Source organism: Streptomyces sp. NPDC104381 (genome assembly GCF_055583745.1).
This window is the reverse complement of record NZ_JBVJNK010000008.1, coordinates 109,018-125,900: the sequence shown is the minus strand read 5'-3', so window position 1 is coordinate 125,900 and position 16,883 is coordinate 109,018. Positions and strand designations below refer to the sequence as shown.

Annotated in this window: 14 protein-coding genes; 9 read left to right on the top strand and 5 right to left on the bottom strand. The window is 72.1% G+C overall.

What is annotated here, in order from left to right; genetic code table 11:
* Positions 1-216: 216 nt before the first annotated feature.
* Together fmt and ACZ607_RS27210 are read left to right on the top strand one after the other, a co-directional pair.
* Positions 217-1,149, top strand: coding sequence for a methionyl-tRNA formyltransferase (gene fmt / locus ACZ607_RS27215; RefSeq protein ID WP_469738728.1), 933 nt, complete (start codon positions 217-219; stop codon positions 1,147-1,149).
* A gap of 78 nt (positions 1,150-1,227) precedes the next feature.
* On the top strand, positions 1,228-2,661 hold the full coding sequence (locus tag ACZ607_RS27210) for an RsmB/NOP family class I SAM-dependent RNA methyltransferase (RefSeq protein ID WP_469738726.1): 1,434 nt from the start codon (positions 1,228-1,230) through the stop codon (positions 2,659-2,661).
* Positions 2,662-2,680: 19 nt separating this feature from the next.
* On the opposite strand, the gene ACZ607_RS27205 is transcribed toward ACZ607_RS27210, so the two are convergent.
* The 4 genes from ACZ607_RS27205 to ACZ607_RS27190 form a co-directional block, all read right to left on the bottom strand.
* Positions 2,681-3,616 (bottom strand): TauD/TfdA dioxygenase family protein, encoded by a 936-nt coding sequence (locus tag ACZ607_RS27205; RefSeq protein WP_469738724.1) that lies wholly within the window; start codon positions 3,614-3,616, stop codon positions 2,681-2,683.
* Positions 3,617-3,691: 75 nt separating this feature from the next.
* Entirely contained in the window at positions 3,692-4,540 is an 849-nt protein-coding gene (locus ACZ607_RS27200) for an ABC transporter ATP-binding protein (protein WP_469738722.1), read from the bottom strand.
* On the bottom strand, positions 4,524-5,579 hold the full coding sequence (locus ACZ607_RS27195; RefSeq protein ID WP_469738720.1) for a taurine ABC transporter substrate-binding protein: 1,056 nt from the start codon (positions 5,577-5,579) through the stop codon (positions 4,524-4,526). Before ACZ607_RS27195 ends, ACZ607_RS27200 begins: the two co-directional genes overlap by 17 nt.
* 69 nt (positions 5,580-5,648) lie before the next feature.
* The gene (locus tag ACZ607_RS27190) at positions 5,649-6,530 is read right to left on the bottom strand and encodes an ABC transporter permease (protein WP_469738718.1); all 882 of its coding nucleotides are present in this window, start codon (positions 6,528-6,530) and stop codon (positions 5,649-5,651) included.
* A 597-nt stretch (positions 6,531-7,127) separates the two neighbouring features.
* On the opposite strand from ACZ607_RS27190, the gene rpe reads away from it, so the two are divergent.
* The gene (rpe, locus tag ACZ607_RS27185) at positions 7,128-7,811 is read left to right on the top strand and encodes a ribulose-phosphate 3-epimerase (RefSeq protein WP_014157399.1); all 684 of its coding nucleotides are present in this window, start codon (positions 7,128-7,130) and stop codon (positions 7,809-7,811) included.
* Positions 7,812-7,943: 132 nt separating this feature from the next.
* Positions 7,944-8,936, top strand: a complete 993-nt coding sequence (locus tag ACZ607_RS27180; RefSeq protein WP_443067275.1) for a sugar-binding transcriptional regulator — start codon at positions 7,944-7,946, stop codon at positions 8,934-8,936.
* 51 nt (positions 8,937-8,987) lie between these two features.
* Here ACZ607_RS27180 and ACZ607_RS27175 read toward each other — a convergent pair whose 3' ends face one another.
* Complete coding sequence (locus ACZ607_RS27175) at positions 8,988-10,040, bottom strand: terpene synthase family protein (protein WP_469738716.1); 1,053 nt, start codon at positions 10,038-10,040, stop codon at positions 8,988-8,990.
* 294 nt (positions 10,041-10,334) lie between these two features.
* On the opposite strand from ACZ607_RS27175, the gene ACZ607_RS27170 reads away from it, so the two are divergent.
* The 5 genes from ACZ607_RS27170 (at position 10,335) to ACZ607_RS27150 (ending at position 16,838) form a co-directional block, all read left to right on the top strand.
* Positions 10,335-11,801 carry a GuaB1 family IMP dehydrogenase-related protein gene (locus ACZ607_RS27170; RefSeq protein WP_469738714.1) on the top strand — a complete coding sequence of 489 codons (1,467 nt, stop codon included), beginning with the start codon at positions 10,335-10,337 and terminating at the stop codon, positions 11,799-11,801.
* Positions 11,802-12,008: 207 nt separating this feature from the next.
* Positions 12,009-13,469 (top strand): aldehyde dehydrogenase family protein, encoded by a 1,461-nt coding sequence (locus ACZ607_RS27165; protein WP_469738712.1) that lies wholly within the window; start codon positions 12,009-12,011, stop codon positions 13,467-13,469.
* Between the two features lie 123 nt (positions 13,470-13,592).
* A complete protein-coding gene (locus ACZ607_RS27160) occupies positions 13,593-14,051 on the top strand; it encodes an Lrp/AsnC family transcriptional regulator (protein ID WP_099176893.1) in 459 nt (152 codons plus the stop codon).
* A 232-nt stretch (positions 14,052-14,283) separates the two neighbouring features.
* On the top strand, positions 14,284-15,081 hold the full coding sequence (locus ACZ607_RS27155) for a carbon-nitrogen hydrolase family protein (protein ID WP_469738710.1): 798 nt from the start codon (positions 14,284-14,286) through the stop codon (positions 15,079-15,081).
* A 50-nt stretch (positions 15,082-15,131) separates the two neighbouring features.
* Positions 15,132-16,838: a flavin monoamine oxidase family protein gene (locus ACZ607_RS27150; protein WP_469738708.1), complete on the top strand. Its 1,707-nt coding sequence runs from the start codon at positions 15,132-15,134 to the stop codon at positions 16,836-16,838.
* Positions 16,839-16,883: the final 45 nt, after the last annotated feature.

Below are 16,883 nucleotides of genomic sequence, written 5' to 3'. Positions count from 1 at the left end.
ACCGCGCGGCGGCGGCCCACTTCGGTCAATCTCACTTGACCAACGCGTCACCCGGCCATGTGGTCACGCAACAGGGGCGTATGTGCGTATGAGCGGGGCGCCCGTGACCCGCGTACGCCCCCCGGCCCCGGGCTCGCGGAGCGACCCGGGCGGAAGACCCTAGACTGGTGTGCTGCTCGCCACGTACGTTCCGGCCCGAGAGGCAGTCCGCCACCCATGAAGCTCGTCTTCGCAGGCACCCCCGAGGTCGCCGTTCCCGCTCTGGACGCCCTGATCGCCTCCGGCCGCCACGAGGTGGCCGCCGTGGTGACCCGCCCCGACGCACCGGCCGGGCGGGGACGCCGGCTGGTCGCCAGCCCCGTGGCCGAGCGGGCCGAGGAGGCGGGCATCGAGGTGCTCAAGCCCGCCAAGCCGCGTGACGAGGACTTCCTGGCGCGGCTGCGGGAGATCGCGCCGGACTGCTGCCCCGTCGTGGCCTACGGCGCGCTGCTGCCCAAGAGCGCGCTGGACGTGCCGGCCAGGGGCTGGGTCAACCTGCACTTCTCGCTCCTGCCCGCCTGGCGCGGGGCCGCCCCCGTCCAGCACTCGGTCATGGCCGGCGACGAGGTCACCGGCGCGTCCACCTTCCTGATCGAGGAGGGGCTGGACTCGGGCCCGGTCTACGGCGTCCTGACCGAGGAGGTCAGGCCCACCGACACCAGCGGCGATCTGCTCACCCGGCTGGCCTTCGCGGGCGCCGGGCTGCTCGCGGCGACCATGGACGGCATCGAGGACGGCACCCTGCACGCCGTCCCGCAGCCCGCCGAGGGCGTCACCCTCGCCCCCAAGATCACCGTCGAGGACGCCCAGGTGCGGTGGTCGGACCCCGCACTCCGGGTCGACCGCGTGGTGCGCGGCTGCACCCCCGCACCGGGAGCCTGGACCCTCTTCCGGGGCGAGCGCCTCAAGCTGGTCCAGGCCGTGCCCGTCCTGGACCGGACCGACCTCGCCCCGGGCGAGCTGTCGGCGGGCAAGAACAACGTGTACGTGGGCACCGGCTCGCACGCCGTGGAGCTGCTCTGGGTCCAGCCGCAGGGCAAGAAGCCGATGCGGGCCGCCGACTGGGCCCGCGGTGTGCGCATCGCCCACGGGGAGCTGCTGGGCCTCTGAGGCCTCGGGACAGGGGGCGGCCCCGGCGACGTACGCTGGACGGGTTCGTCCCCTCATCTTCAGCGGAGCACCTTTCACGTGAACGACCAGCCGCGTCGCCGTCCCGCCAAGCCCCATCGCCGTCCCCAGAAGGACCCGGTCCGCTTCCTCGCCTTCGAGGTGCTCAGGGCCGTCGACGAGCGCGACGCCTACGCCAACCTCGTCCTGCCGCCGCTGCTGAAGAAGGCACGCGCCAAGGGCGACTTCGAGGGCCGGGACGCGGCGCTGGCGACCGAGCTGGTCTACGGGACGCTGCGCCGCCAGGGCACGTACGACGCGATCGTCGCGGCCTGCATCGACCGGCCGCTCCGGGAGGTCGACCCGCCGGTGCTCGACGTGCTGAACATGGGCGTCCACCAGCTGCTCGGCACCCGCATCCCGACCCACGCGGCCGTGTCCGCCAGCGTGGAGCTGGCGCGGGTGGTGCTGGGCGAGGGCCGCGCCAAGTTCGTCAACGCCGTGCTGCGCAAGGTCACCGCGCACGACCTCGACGGCTGGCTGGAGCGGGTCGCACCCGCCTACGACGAGGACGCCGAGGAACACCTCTCCGTCGTCCACTCGCACCCCCGCTGGATCGTCTCCGCCCTCTGGGACGCCCTGGGCGGCGGCCGGGCCGGGATCGAGGACCTGCTGGAGGCCGACAACGAGCGGCCCGAGGTGACCCTGGCGGCCCGCCCCGGCCGCTCCACCACCGAGGAGCTGCTGGACGCCCTCGGCGAGGAGAGCGGCCTGCCCGGCCGCTGGTCGCCCTATGCCGTACGGATGGCCGAGGGCGGCGAGCCCGGTGCCCTGGCCGCCGTGCGGGACGGCAGCGCCGGTGTGCAGGACGAGGGCAGCCAGCTCGTCGCCGCCGCGCTCGCCAACGCCCCGGTCGAGGGCGAGGACACCCGGTGGCTGGACGGCTGCGCCGGCCCGGGCGGCAAGGCCGCGCTGCTGGCCGCGCTCGCCGCCGGACGCGGCGCGACCCTGCTCGCCGCCGAGAAGCAGCCGCACCGCGCCCGGCTCGTCGAGCGCGCGCTGGCCGGCAACCCCGGGCCGTACCAGGTGATCACCGCCGACGGCACCCGGCCGCCGTGGCGCCCCGGCTCCTTCGACCGGGTCCTCATGGACGTGCCCTGCTCCGGTCTCGGTGCGCTGCGCCGGCGCCCCGAGTCCCGCTGGCGTCGCCGCGCGGAGGACCTGGAGGGCTTCGCACCGCTGCAACGCGGCCTGCTGCGCGAGGCGTTGAAGGCCGTACGCGTCGGCGGGGTCGTCGGTTACGCGACCTGCTCCCCGCACCTCGCGGAGACCAGGGTCGTCGTCGAGGACGTGCTCAAGGGGCGTGGCGGGGAGCCGTTCGAGGCCGAGTGGATCGACGCCCGCCCGCTGCTGCCGGGAGTCCCCGCCCTGGGCGAGGGGCCCGACATCCAGCTCTGGCCGCATCTGCACGGCACGGACGCGATGTACCTGGCCCTGCTGCGCCGCACGGGCTGACCCGCGCGGGCGCCGGACGTCAGTACGGACGGTCGCCCGCGACGGCGACGCGTTCGGCCACCCTGCGGTGCGGGGCGTAGTCGTTCACCGCGTAGTGCTGCGTCGCCCGGTTGTCCCAGAACGCGACGTCCCCCGCGCGCCAGGTGAAGCGCACCTGGTACTCGGGCACATGCGCCTGCTGGAAGAGCAGACGCAGCATCCGGTCGCTCTCCTCCTGCTCCCAGCCCACGATCCGGGTGGTGAACGAGGTGTTGACGAAGAGCATCCGGCGTCCGGTGGCCGGATGCGTCCGCACCACCGGGTGCTCGACCGGCGGGAAGCGGTCCTGGAAGGCGATCAGCCGCTCCTCGGGGGTGAACCGCGCGAAGCCCGGCACGAAGTCGTGCACCGCCCGCGCCCCCTCCAGGCGCGCCTTCACCTCCTGCGGAAGGTTGTCGTACGCGGCGGCCATGTCGGCCCACATCGTGTCGCCGCCGTACGGGGGCACCTCGCGCAGCTGGAGGACCGCGCCGAGCGCGGGCCGCTCCCTGAAGGTCACATCGGTGTGCCAGACGTTCTCGAAGCTCGGCGTGGCCGAGCGGTCGAAGCGCGCCACCTCCGGATCGTCCCCGGCGGCCAGCAGCGGGTTGGTCTCCAGCTCGCCCCAGTTGCGGGCGAAGGCCCGCTGCTCGGCCGAACTGGGGTGCTGCCCACGGAAGAAGAGCACCTTCCACTCCAGCAGCGCCCGGTCCAGCTCCTCGCGCACGGCGGGCGTCAGCGGGCGGGTCAGGTCCACACCGCCGATCTCGGCACCGATCAGCGGGCCGAGCGGCACGACGTCGAACAGCGTGTAGGGCAGGTCGGGCCGGCCCGGGGCCAGCCTGCGCAGTTCGCGCGGGCCTTCGTACAGCCCGTCCGGAGGCAGCCGGTGGGCGCGCAGCGCGGGGCGGGAACCGACGGACGCGGTGAGGGACATGGGGAGCTCCTGTCTGCGTGGGGGTGTGCGTCGGGGTGTGCGGGGGCCGCCCGCACGAGCGGGCGGCCCCACGGCTCAGCGGGCCGCGTCGCGTACCGCCGCGCCGATCTCGGCGCGCAGCGCGGCGTACTCGGGCAGTCCCCGCAGCCCGTCCGGGTCGTCGCTCCCGGTGCGGGGCAGGTCGATGGGCACATCCAGCGCGACGGTGCCCGGTCCGGCGCTGAGGACGACCGCGCGGGTCCCGAGGAACACGGCCTCGTCCACGCTGTGCGTCACGAAGACCGAGGTGATCCCCGTCAGGGAACTCACCGTCCGCAGGTCCTCCTGGAGCCGCTCCCGGGTGAGCGCGTCCAGGGCGGCGAACGGCTCGTCCAGCAGCAACAGGTCCTTGCCGCCGGCCAGGGCCCGGGCGATGGCCACCCGCTGCTGCTGGCCGCCCGAGATCTGCCAGGTCCTGCGCCGGGCGGTGCCGGCCAGCCCGACCCGCTCCAGCAACTCCTCGACGCGCGCGGGGCGTTCGGGCCGGGGGACTCCGGCGTAGCGAAGCGCCAGGGAGATGTTCTCGCCGACCGTGCGCCAGGGGAACAGTCGTGGCTGCTGGAAGACCACACCCGCCTGGCGCCCGGGCTCCGGCGTCCCGCCGTGCACGGTGACCTCGCCGGACGAGGCCTGCTCGAAGCCGGCGATCAGCCGCAGCAGCGTGCTCTTCCCGCTCCCGGACGGTCCGACCAGCACCAGGAACTCGCCGGCCGGGATGTCGAGGGAGAGCGGGCCGAGGGCCGTCACGGTGTCCGCGCCGCGCCCATAGCGGTGGGTCACCTCACGGACGGCCACGGCGGGTGCCACGGTCGCCGTGGCGGCGTCCCCGCCGCTGACCGGTGCGTCGTCCGTCGCGTCGGCCGCGCGGTCACTCGGAGACGGCATCGCTGAGCCCTTCCACGTACACGGCCTTCTCCAGCTCGGAGAGGTCCGGGGCGGCCGGGATCTGCTTCTGCCCGGCCAGGAACTCCGCCGCGCTGCGCAGGTTCTCCGCCAGCTCGCCGACCTTGCCCGGGCGGCCGAGCCACTTGTCGTCCGCCTGTTCGGCCGGCTTGAGGAAGATGCCCTGCTTCAGCTGGGCGGCGGCGTCCTGGGGGCTGGTGCCGAGCTGCTTGCCGACGGCCTCCGCCGCGGCCGAGGGGTCGTCATGGATGAGGTCCAGCGCCTGTGCCTGGGCCTTGCGCCAGGCGGTGATGACCTCGGGCCGCTTCTCGATGAACGAGGTGGAGGCGACCCCCAGGTCGAGCGTGGGCTTGCCCGACGCGGCCAGTTCCCGGCTGGTCAGCAGGGTCTTGCCGGTCTTCCCGAGCTCGTCGAGGGTGGGCAGCCAGAGGTAGGCCGCGTCGATGTCCCCGCGCGACCAGGCCGCGACGATGTCCTGCGGTTCCAGGTCGAGCAGGTCGACCTTCGACGCGTCCACGCCGGCCTTGTCGAGCGCGGCGAGCAGGCTGTAGTGAGAGGTGGAGCTGAAGGGCGTGGCGACCTTGTGGCCCGCGAGGTCCTTGACGTCCTTGATGCCGGAGCCGTTACGGGCCACCAGCGCCTCGTTGTCACCGGCGACGTCCAGCACCCAGGTGACCTTGTACGGGATGTTCAGCGGCTCGGACAGCCCGCGCGCCACCGGACTGGAGCCGATCGCGGCCAGATCGACCGCGCCCGAGACGAAGGCGGTGTTGACCGTCGCGCCGGAGTCGAACTTGATCCACTTGATCGTGTAGTCCGGCAGCGCCTTCTCCAGCAGGCCCTTCTCCTTCACGATCAGGTCGCCGCTGGGGAAGGCCTGGTAGCCGATCCGGATCGTTCGGCCGCCGCCCTGGTCGTCACCGCCCCCGCCACCGCCGGTGCCGCAGGCGGTGACGACGACGAGCGCTCCCAGAGCCGCGACGAGCGTGGAGGTGCGGCGCAGACCGCGTGTTCCGGGCATGGGGTGGTCCTTCGTTCGTTGAGTCGGGGAGGGAAAGGAGGTGAGCGCGGGGGACTGGGGCAGGAGGGGTCACGACAGCCCGCGCCACGGCGCGAGCCGGTTCTCGGCGCCCCGCAGCAGGGCGTCGATCAGCAGGCCGGAGACGCCGATCGCGAACAGCCCGAGGACGACCACGTCGGACTGGTTGTAGCGCTGGGCGTCCCGGATCATCCCGCCGATGCCGGGCAGTCCGTTGACGGTCTCCGCCGCGACCACCGAGGAGTACGCGATCCCGAACGCCAGCCGTACGCCGACGAGGATCTCCGGCAGCGCGGACGGCAGGACCACGGAGGCCACCACCTGGGAGCGGCGTGCCCCGATGGCCCGTGCGGCCTCCACCAGCGAGGCGGGCGCCGAGGCGACCGCGGAGGCGGTGGCCACGGCCACGGGCGGCATCGCGGCGATCGCGAGCAGCCACAGCTTGGGCGCCTCGTCGATGCCGAACCAGATGATCAGCAGACTGAAGTAGGCCAGCGGCGGCAGGGTCCGGAGGAAGGCCACCGCCGGTTCGAACACCACCCGCACCCACGGCAGGGTGCCCATCAGCACCCCGGCCACGAGGCCGGCGAGGACACCGGCGCCCGCACCGATCGCGATCCGGCGCAGGCTGATGCCCAGATGCTCGATCAGGGTGTGGCCCTGGTAGCCGCGTACCCCGTCATGGGTGCCGGACGTCTGGACGAGCGCGTCCCAGACGGCCGACGGCGGCGGCACCAGCACCGGCGACCACAGCCGCAGGGAGGTGACGAGCTGCCAGAGGGCGAGCAGCACGACCAGCGCGAGCAGCCGCAGCCCCACCCTGCGCAGCCGCGCCGTCCTCTCGGGCGAGCGGCGGGGCGGCGGGGGTGCGGGAGCGGGCTCACCGGAGAGGGCGGGGCCGGACGGCTGCTTCTCCGCGGTGGATGCGGTCATGACGGACTCCGTCGAGAGGTACGCGGACACCGGACCGCCGGCAGGGCGGACGGGGCCGGGCAGGGGAGGGCGCGCGGACGGGGGTCCGCGGCAACGGGGGAGGGCCGGTTCCTCGGAACGGGGTGCGCGCCGCACACGGACGGCAGGCGTCCGGTCCGGTGCACGGACAGGGTTCCGGGAGGACCGCCGGCTCACCCGAGGGGCGGCCGGAAGGCGGGCGTACGACGCCGCGCAGTTCTGGAAGCGCTCAGCGCTGCCGGGCCAGGCTCAACAGGAGCAGCTGGTCACACGGCAGAGATCGATGCTGAGGCGCGCCGTCAGGAACTGGTCGCTGGTCACGGGGTTTTTTCTAACACAGCCGCAGAGTGGGCACCAGGGGCTGTCCGCGCCCTGGTACGGACCGGGCGGTGCGGCGGTTCGGGCCGGCGGTTCCGGGCAGGTGGCCGGCGCCCCGGCCGCGCCGGCCTGCCGCAGGAGCGCGGCACGGGACGGGATCGGGGGCGGAAAAGCCGGGAATGTGCGAACCGTAATGATCCCGTGAGGCTTTGAGGCTCACCGAGGCGGGGAAGTGGCGCCCGGCATGGCAGGCTTGGGTGCATGGCCCAGATCAACCCCAGCATCCTGTCCGCCGACTTCGCCCGCCTCGCCGAGGAGGCGAAGGCCGTGGAGGGCGCCGACTGGCTCCATGTCGATGTCATGGACAACCATTTCGTGCCCAACCTGACGCTCGGCGTGCCCATCGTGGAGGCGCTGAGCAAGGCGACGGATACCCCGCTGGACTGCCACCTCATGATCGAGGACGCGGACCGCTGGGCCCCGCAGTACGTGGAGGCCGGGGCCGGCTCGGTCACCTTCCACGCCGAGGCCGCGGCCGCGCCCGTACGGCTGGCCCGGGAGATCAGGGCCAAGGGCGCCCGCGCCTCCATGGCGCTGAAGCCCGCGACGCCCATCGAGCCGTACGAGGACCTGCTCCCCGAGCTCGACATGCTGCTGATCATGACGGTGGAGCCGGGCTTCGGCGGCCAGGCGTTCCTCGACATCATGCTGCCGAAGATCCGCCGTACGCGTGAGCTGATCTCCAAGCACGGCCTGGAGCTGTGGCTCCAGGTCGACGGCGGTGTCTCCGCCACCACCATCGAGCGGTGCGCCGAGGCCGGCGCGGACGTGTTCGTCGCCGGCTCCGCGGTGTACGGAGCCGAGGACCCCGCCGAGGCGGTGCGGGCGCTGCGCGCGCAGGCGGACACGGTCACCGCTTCCGCGCCCTGGGCGTGCGGCCACTGAACAAAGCTCAGATGAACGCGGCCCGACGGGGCTGATCAAGCATCGCCGGATCTGACAGGATGAACGGCGTACGAGCGTGTGAACAGCAGTGAGGAGATCGCGGTGTCTGGCATCTCGGCGGGTCGGTCAGCCATGCGGATGGGACCCGCGGAGCTGGTGCAGGCGGCGGCCATGGCCCGCCGGTTCTACCTGGAGGGCAAGTCGAAGATCCAGATCGCCGAGGAGTTCGGCGTCAGCCGCTTCAAGGTGGCCCGGGTCCTGGAGACCGCCCTGGAGCGTGATCTCGTACGGATCGAGATCCGGGTGCCGGCGGAGCTGGACGCGGAGCGCTCCGACGCGCTCCGGGCCCGCTACGGCCTGCGGCACGCCGTCGTGGTCGAGTCCCCGGCGGAGGAGCAGGACGACGCGGCCGATCCGGAGAACCTGGGCGAGGTGGCGGCCGAGCTGCTCGGCGAGCTGGTGAACGAGGGCGATGTGCTGGGGCTGGCCTGGGGCCGCTCCACCATCCACATGGCGGCGGCCCTCGACCGGCTGCCCCCGTGCACGGTCGTCCAGCTGACCGGTGTGTACGACGCGGGGACGGCCGAGCGCGGCTCGGTCGAGGCGGTCCGCCGCGCCGCGCAGGTGTCGGGCGGCGAGGCGCACCCGATCTACGCCCCGATGCTGCTGCCCGACCCGGCCACGGCGGCCGCGCTGCGCCACCAGACGGGCATCGCCCGCGCCTTCGAGTACTTCGACAAGGTGACGGTCGCCGCGGTCTCCATCGGATCGTGGGAGCCCGGCATCTCCACCGTCCACGACATGCTCTCGGACGAGGAGCGCGGCCACTACGCCTCGCTCGGTGTGGCGGCCGAGATGTCCGCCCACCTCTTCGACTCCGACGGGCGCCGGGTCGGCCGGGACCTCGGCGAGCGGTGCATCACCGTGGAGGCCGACCGGCTGCGCCGGATCCCCGAGGTGGTCGCCATCGCCGGCGGGCAGCGCAAGGCGGCGGCCATCGGCGCGGTGCTCCGCTCGGGGCTGGTCACCAGCCTCGTCACGGACACGGCCGCGGCCGACTACCTGCTGACGGAGTCGGCCGCCGGGCAGCGTCCCGCGCTGGAGCGGGCCGACCCCGACGACTGAGCGCCCGGGTACGGGTGAGGGCGGACCCCGGCCTCACCCGTACCGCCGGGGTCAGTCGCCGCCGCCGGAGCCCAGCCGTGCGTGGTCCGGGCTCACACCGAGGACGGACTCCTCCAGATACGCCCCGGGCTCCGCGTACTGGCTGACCTCCGCGGGGTTGTAGCGGGGGGTCTGTCGCGACCAGTCCAGATTGCCGCGCATCCAGCTGCGCATCCCGTCGAGATAGGGCACGAGCAGGTCCGCCAGCTCCGGGTACAGCTCCAGCAGCTCGGCCTCCGCCGTGAGGAACCGCTCCGTCTCCCTGGCCGTCTCCGCGCACACATGTTCGAGCGCCTGGCGCTTCCCGTAGCCGCGGTGGTGCCGGACCAGATGGACGAGATTGTGGATCTCGCCCAGCACCTGCTCCTTCTCGTACGAGTAGACGTCGTTCGCCCAGCACACGACGTTGCAGGACGCCTCCAGCGCCGTGATGAACCCGGCGTCGTTGTGGAGGGATTCCGGCGCGGAGATACCGGCCACGATCTCTATCAGGTCCATGCACACATGGATCGCACCGGTGTGACGCCGCCGGGCGATGTACGTCGCCTCCGACGGCACGACCCCGTCGGCGCGGTTGCCCGCCTCCCAGGTGGTGGCCGTCGTCAGATACGTCATGAGGTGCCAGGCGAAGCGGCTGCGCCAGTGCGGGGCGGCCCGCGGAATCGTACGTTCCCACAGATCGGTCAGGGCGATGAGCGCGGCGGGGGCGTCCTCCCCGGGGTGCGGGCCGGGAGCCGTGCCCTCGACCACGGCACGCATCCGCTCCACCACGTCGCGTACCCGGTCGGGGCTGCGGCCCAGGTGTCCGTCGTCCAGCTGGTCGTCGACGAGGAAGAGCCAGACGAACCAGTCGGCGACCAGGTCGAGGTGCTCGCTGTCGGCCGTCGGATAGACCATGCCCACGAACGCCCCGAAGTCGGCCTGCTCGAAGCGCCGCCTGGCCGATTCGCGGTGCACCAGACCGGTGCGGCGTGTCCAGGCGTCGAGGTGCTCACGGGTGTGGCCCACGTGCGGATTGCTCCGCTGGGGGAACGGGCAGTAGATGTCGGGCAGTTCGCTCTCCACGGGCGGATCCCCATCCTCTCCGGCCAAACGCGTGACAGGTGTTCCGGGCTGGTGGGCGGCATCGCGCCTACTGCGGGGACCTGCGAATTTGAAGCTACCTGACCCTCCGTCACCCGGTCCAGGGATAGTGATCACGAAGGAGCGAATCCCGTTCGGGTAGGGTCCATGGGTAAGGCAGGTTTCCACTTGCCCGGCCCCCGGGCGGTTCCCTTGGAGGAACTGACGAACGCGGGGGTCCATTGCTGTGTCTTCGTGGAAACGACCTGCACCGTTTCGTATGAAAAAATGGGTGTTATGCGTTTTCTTGAGCCCGGCACGGGTCGCTACACGGCCTCCCCCTCGGTCCCCTACGACCTCACGTACGACGACGTCTTCATGGTCCCCGGCCGTTCGGCGGTCGGTTCCCGCCAGGCCGTGGATCTCTCCTCGCCGGACGGCAGCGGCACCACCATCCCGCTCGTCGTCGCCAACATGACCGCCATCGCGGGCCGCCGGATGGCCGAGACCATCGCCCGCCGCGGCGGGCTCGTCGTGATCCCGCAGGACATCCCGATCGAGGTCGTCACCGAGGTCATCGGCTGGGTCAAGAAGCGTCACCTGGTGCTCGACACGCCCATCGTGCTGGCCCCCGGACAGACCGTCGCGGACGCCCTCTCCCTCCTGCACAAGCGGGCCCACGGGGCCGGTGTCGTCGTCGACGCCGAGCACCGGCCGGTCGGTGTCGTCACCGACCACGACCTGACCGGTGTGGACCGCTTCACCCAGCTGTCCGAGGTCATGTCCAAGGACCTGGTCGTCCTCGACGCGGGCATCGACCCGCGCGAGGCGTTCAACACCCTCGACGGCGCCAACCGCAAGCTCGCCCCGGCGGTCGACGAGGACGGCCGGCTCGTCGGCATCCTCACCCGCAAGGCCGCGCTGCGCGCGACGCTCTACACCCCCGCGACGGACGCGGACGGCAAGCTGCGGATCGCGGCCGCCGTCGGCATCAACGGCGACGTGGCGGGCAAGGCCAAGCAGCTCCTCGACGCCGGTGTCGACACCCTCGTCGTGGACACCGCGCACGGCCACCAGGAATCCATGATCAGCGCGGTCGCGGCCGTCCGGGCGCTCGACCCGGTCGTCCCGATCGTCGCGGGCAACGTCGTGGCCGCCGAGGGCGTACGCGATCTGATCGAGGCGGGCGCCGACATCATCAAGGTCGGTGTGGGTCCCGGCGCGATGTGCACCACCCGCATGATGACCGGCGTCGGCCGGCCGCAGTTCTCCGCCGTACTGGAGTGCGCCGCCGAGGCGAAGAAGCACGGCAAGCACGTCTGGGCCGACGGCGGTGTCCGGCACCCGCGCGACGTGGCGATGGCGCTCGCCGCCGGCGCGTCCAACGTGATGATCGGTTCCTGGTTCGCCGGTACGTACGAGTCGCCCGGCGACCTCCAGCAGTCCGCCGACGGGCGGTACTACAAGGAGTCCTTCGGGATGGCCTCGGCCCGCGCGGTCAAGAACCGCACCTCGGAGGAGTCCTCCTACGACCGGGCCCGCAAGGCGCTGTTCGAGGAGGGCATCTCCACCTCGCGGATGTTCCTCGACCCCACCCGTCCCGGTGTCGAGGACCTGATCGACTCGATCATCGCCGGTGTCCGCTCCTCCTGCACCTACGCGGGCGCGTCCTCGCTGGAGGAGTTCGCGGAGAAGGCGATCGTCGGTGTGCAGAGCGCCGCAGGTTACGCCGAGGGAAAGCCGCTCCACGCCAGCTGGAGCTGACGCCGGGGCCCCGGCGGCCCTGTCGTTCCACGGGTGCTCCTCCCCGCCGTTGGTGCGGGGAGGAGCGCCTTTCGCATGGGCGCCCGAGGCAGTGGAAGACCGGCTCCTCCCGGGGGCGGGCACTTCCGGACTCCCCTTCAACTTGATTGAAGGATAAGTAATATGAGCCGCAATCAGCTGCCCGCCTCCTCTGCGGTAAGGGATTTCATGTCTTCCTTCTTCACCGACCTGGCCCAGCAGTACATCGACGGCGAGTGGCGGCCGGGGAAGGGGTCCTGGGACATCATCGACTTCAACCCGTACAGCGGGGAGAAGCTCGCCTCGGTCACCGTCGCGACGGCCGACGAGGTCGACCAGGCCTACCGGGCCGCGGAGCGGGCCCAGCCGGGATGGGCGGACACGAACCCGTACGCCCGGCGGGCGGTGCTGGAGAAGGCGCTGCGGGTCGTGGAGGAGCGCGAGGCCGAGATCGGCGAGGCGATCGTCGCGGAGCTCGGCGGCACCCGGCTGAAGGCGGGCTTCGAGCTCCACCTGGCCAAGGAGTTCCTGCGCGAGGCGGTCCAGCTCACGCTGCGGTCCACCGGGCAGATCCTTCCCTCGCCGACCGAGGGCAAGGAGAACCGCGTCCTCCGACTGCCCGTCGGCGTCGTGGGGGTCATCAGCCCCTTCAACTTCCCCTTCCTGCTGTCGCTCAAGTCGGTCGCGCCCGCGCTGGCCCTCGGCAACGCGGTGGTCCTCAAGCCGCACCAGAACACCCCGGTCTGCGGCGGCACCCTGATCGCCAAGGTGTTCGAGGAGGCGGGGCTGCCCGCCGGCCTGCTGAACGTCGTGGTCACCGACATCGCGGAGATCGGGGACGCCCTGCTGGAGCACCCCGTCCCGCAAGTCATCTCCTTCACCGGATCGGACCGGATCGGCCGCCACGTGGCGACGGTCTGCGCGGCCAACCTCAAGCGGGCGGTGCTCGAACTGGGCGGGAACAGCGCGCTGATCGTCCTGGACGACGCCGATGTGGACTACGCCGTCGACGCGGCCGTCTTCAGCCGCTTCATCCACCAGGGCCAGGTCTGCATGGCGGCCAACCGCATCCTGGTGGACCGCTCGGTGGAGCGGGAGTTCACCGAGAAGTTCGTCGCCAAGGTCGCCTCCCTCCGGGTCGGCGACCCGGCCGACCCCTCGACCCACATCGGCCCCCTGATCAGCTCCTCGCAGGCCGACGCGGTGTCCAAGCTCGTCGACGAGACCGTGGAGGCGGGCGCCACGGCGCTGCTGCACGGCCGGGCCGACGGCAACGTGGTGAGCCCGTCCGTGCTGACCGGGCTCGCCGCCGATTCCCCCGTCCTCCAGCAGGAGATATTCGGGCCCGTGGCCCTGCTCGTCGCCTTCGACGGTGAGGACGAGGCCGTACGGATCGCCAACGACACCCCGTACGGGCTGAGCGGGGCGGTCCACACCGGCAACATCGAGCGCGGCGTACGGGTGGGACAGCGGATCCGCACCGGGATGATCCACATCAACGACGGCACGGTCCACGACGAGCCGATCGTCCCGTTCGGCGGCGAGAAGAACTCGGGTCTCGGACGGCTGAACGGCGAGTCGATGCTGGAGGCGTTCACCACACAGAAGTGGATCTCGGTCCAGCACGGCCGCTCCGAGTTCCCCTTCTGACCGGAGCCCCGACCGGCGCTTCCCGGCGGCACGCGCGCTCCACGCGGGGCGCGCGTGTTCTACTTCGGGGGCGGCCCGCGCCGCCCCCGAACCCTTCCGCCGCAGAGAAGTGATCCACCCGACGTGCGCCTGAACGACCTCGACGAACGCATCGTCCACGCCCTCGCCGAGGACGCCCGCCGCTCCTACGCGGACATCGGCGCCCTCATCGGCCTCTCCGCCCCCGCGGTGAAACGCAGGGTGGACCGGCTGCGCGCCGAGGGCGCCATCACGGGCTTCACCGTGCGCGTCGACCCGGCGGCGCTCGGCTGGCAGACCGAGGGGTTCATCGAGATCTACTGCAGCCGCAACACCGCCCCCGAGGCCATCAAGCGCGGCCTCTCCGCCTATCCCGAGGTCGCCTCCGCGTCCACCGTGACGGGCGAGGCCGACGCGGTCGTGCAGGTCTTCGCCGCCGACATGCGGCACTTCGAGCAGGTGCTGGAGCGGATCGCCGGCGAACCGTACGTCGAGCGCACCAAGTCCGTCCTCGTGCTCTCCCCGCTGCTGCGGCGCTACTCCTCCTCGGGCCCGCCGGCCTGACGGCGCAGGGGCGGGGCAGCTCACGGCCCGAGGGTCCCCGACGGCTGCGGGACGAGACCGAAATCACGGCTCCGACCTGCGAAGACGTCCCACGCAACGAATCGCCGCCACAGCCCGTTCCCGCGCAACGGATCGGCGGTGTACGCGCAACAATCGCGCCTTGTCGGCCGTGATCCCCGCGCCGTACCTTCGATACGTCTCCCCACCCCGCCCGTCCCGCCCGAGGTCAGCCATGCCGCCGTTGCGTACCGCCCTGCTCCAGAGCTCCGGACGAGCCGGCTCCGTGGACGACAACCTCGCCGCGCTCGACGCGGCCGCCGCCCGGGCCGCCGCCGCGGGCGCCCGGCTGCTGGTCTGCCCCGAGCTGTTCCTCACCGGCTACGCCATCGGGGACGCCGTACCGGAGCTGGCCGAGCCCGCGGACGGCCCCGCCGCCCGGGCCGTCGCCGACCTCTGCGTACGCCATGGCCTGGCGGTGCACTACGGATACCCGGAGCGGTCCGGGGAGGCCGTCTTCAACGCGGCGCAGCTCATCGGCCCGGACGGGACGCCGCTCGCCAACTACCGCAAGACCCACCTCTTCGGCAGCTTCGAGGAGGAGTGGTTCACCCCCGGCGACCGGCCGGTCGTCCAGGCCGAGCTGGACGGCGTACGGGTCGGGCTGCTGATCTGCTACGACGTCGAGTTCCCGGAGAACGTACGCGCGCACGCCCTGGCCGGGACCGAGCTGCTGCTCGTCCCGACCGCGCTGATGCACCCCTTCCCGTTCGTCGCCGAAGCCGTCGTGCCGGTCCGCGCCTTCGAGAGCCAGCTCTACATCGCGTACGTCAACCGGGCAGGCAGGGAAGGCGAGTTCGACTTCACCGGGCTGAGCTGTCTGGCCGGCCCCGACGGCACCGTCCGGGCCCGGGCGGGCCGGGGCGAGGAACTGCTCGTCGGTGAGGTCGACCCCGCTCTGCTCGCCGCGTCCCGCGCCGTCAACCCGTATCTCCAGGACCGCCTCCCGGGCCTGTACGGCTCCCTGGTCTGAACCCCGCCCCCGTTCCACGCCTGCCCAGCTTCGCAAGGAGTCCGTACCCCATGACGTCCACGGTGCCCAACGCCGTCCAGCACACCGACGCGCAGCCGCCGATCACCATGTTCGGGCCGGACTTCCCCTACGCCTACGACGACTTCCTCGCCCACCCGGCGGGCATCGGGCAGATACCGGCCACCGAACACGGCACCGAGGTCGCCGTCATCGGCGGCGGGCTCTCCGGCATCATCACCGCGTACGAACTGATGAAGATGGGCCTGAAGCCCGTCGTCTACGAGGCGGACCGGATCGGCGGGCGCCTGCGCACCGTCGGCTTCGAGGGCTGCGACCCCTCGCTGACCGCGGAGATGGGCGCCATGCGCTTCCCGCCCTCCTCGACGGCGCTCCAGCACTACATCGACCTGGTGGGTCTGGAGACCCGGCCGTTCCCCAACCCCCTCTCCCCGGCGACCCCCTCGACCGTCGTCGACCTCAAGGGCGAGTCCCACTACGCGCGCACCATCGACGACCTGCCCCCGGTCTACCGCGAGGTGATGGACGCCTGGAACGCGTGCCTGGAGGAGGGCGCCGACTTCTCGGACATGAACCGCGCGATGCGCGAGCGCGACGTACCGCGCATCCGGGAGATCTGGGCGAGGCTCGTCGAGAAGCTCGACGACCAGACGTTCTACGGTTTCCTCTGCGGTTCCGAGTCCTTCGCCTCCTTCCGGCACCGCGAGATCTTCGGGCAGGTCGGCTTCGGCACCGGCGGCTGGGACACCGACTTCCCCAACTCGATCCTGGAGATCCTCCGCGTCGTCTACACCGAGGCCGACGACCACCACCGGGGCATCGTCGGCGGCAGCCAGCAACTGCCGCTGCGCCTCTGGGACCGCGAACCGCAGAAGACCGTGCACTGGCCGCACGGCACCTCGCTGTCCTCGCTGCACGAGGGGCAGCCACGCCCCGCCGTGACCCGGCTGGACCGCACCGCGGGCAACCGGATCACCGTCACCGACACCACGGGCGACATCCGCACCTACCGGGCGGCGGTCTTCACCGGACAGTCCTGGCTGCTGCTCTCCAAGATCGCCTGTGACGACGCGCTCTTCCCCATCGACCACTGGACGGCGATGGAGCGCACCCACTACATGGAGTCCTCCAAGCTGTTCGTGCCCGTCGACCGGCCGTTCTGGCTCGACAAGGCCGTCGACGGCCAGGGCAACGCCACCGGCCGGGACGCGATGTCCATGACGCTCACGGACCGGATGACCCGGGGGACCTACCTCCTGGACGACGGACCCGGCAAGCCGGCCGTCATCTGTCTCTCCTACACCTGGTGCGACGACAGCCTGAAGTGGCTTCCGCTCTCCCCGAAGGAGCGCATGGACGTCATGCTCAAGTCGCTCGGCGAGATCTATCCGGGCGTCGACATCCGCAAGCACATCATCGGCAACCCGGTCACCGTCTCCTGGGAGAACGAGCCGTACTTCATGGGCGCGTTCAAGGCCAACCTGCCGGGCCACTACCGCTACCAGCGGCGCCTGTTCACCCACTTCATGCAGGACCGGCTGCCCGCCGACAAGCGCGGCCTGTTCCTGGCGGGCGACGACATCTCGTGGACGGCGGGCTGGGCCGAGGGAGCCGTGCAGACCGCGCTGAACGCCGTATGGGGGGTGATGGCGCAGTTCGGCGGCGCCACCGACCCGGCGAACCCCGGCCCGGGCGACGTCTTCGACGAGATCGCGCCGGTCGAGCTCCCGGAGGGCTGAGGGAGGGGGCGGCCTCCCCGCGCGCCCTCTCCCCGCACTCTCCTC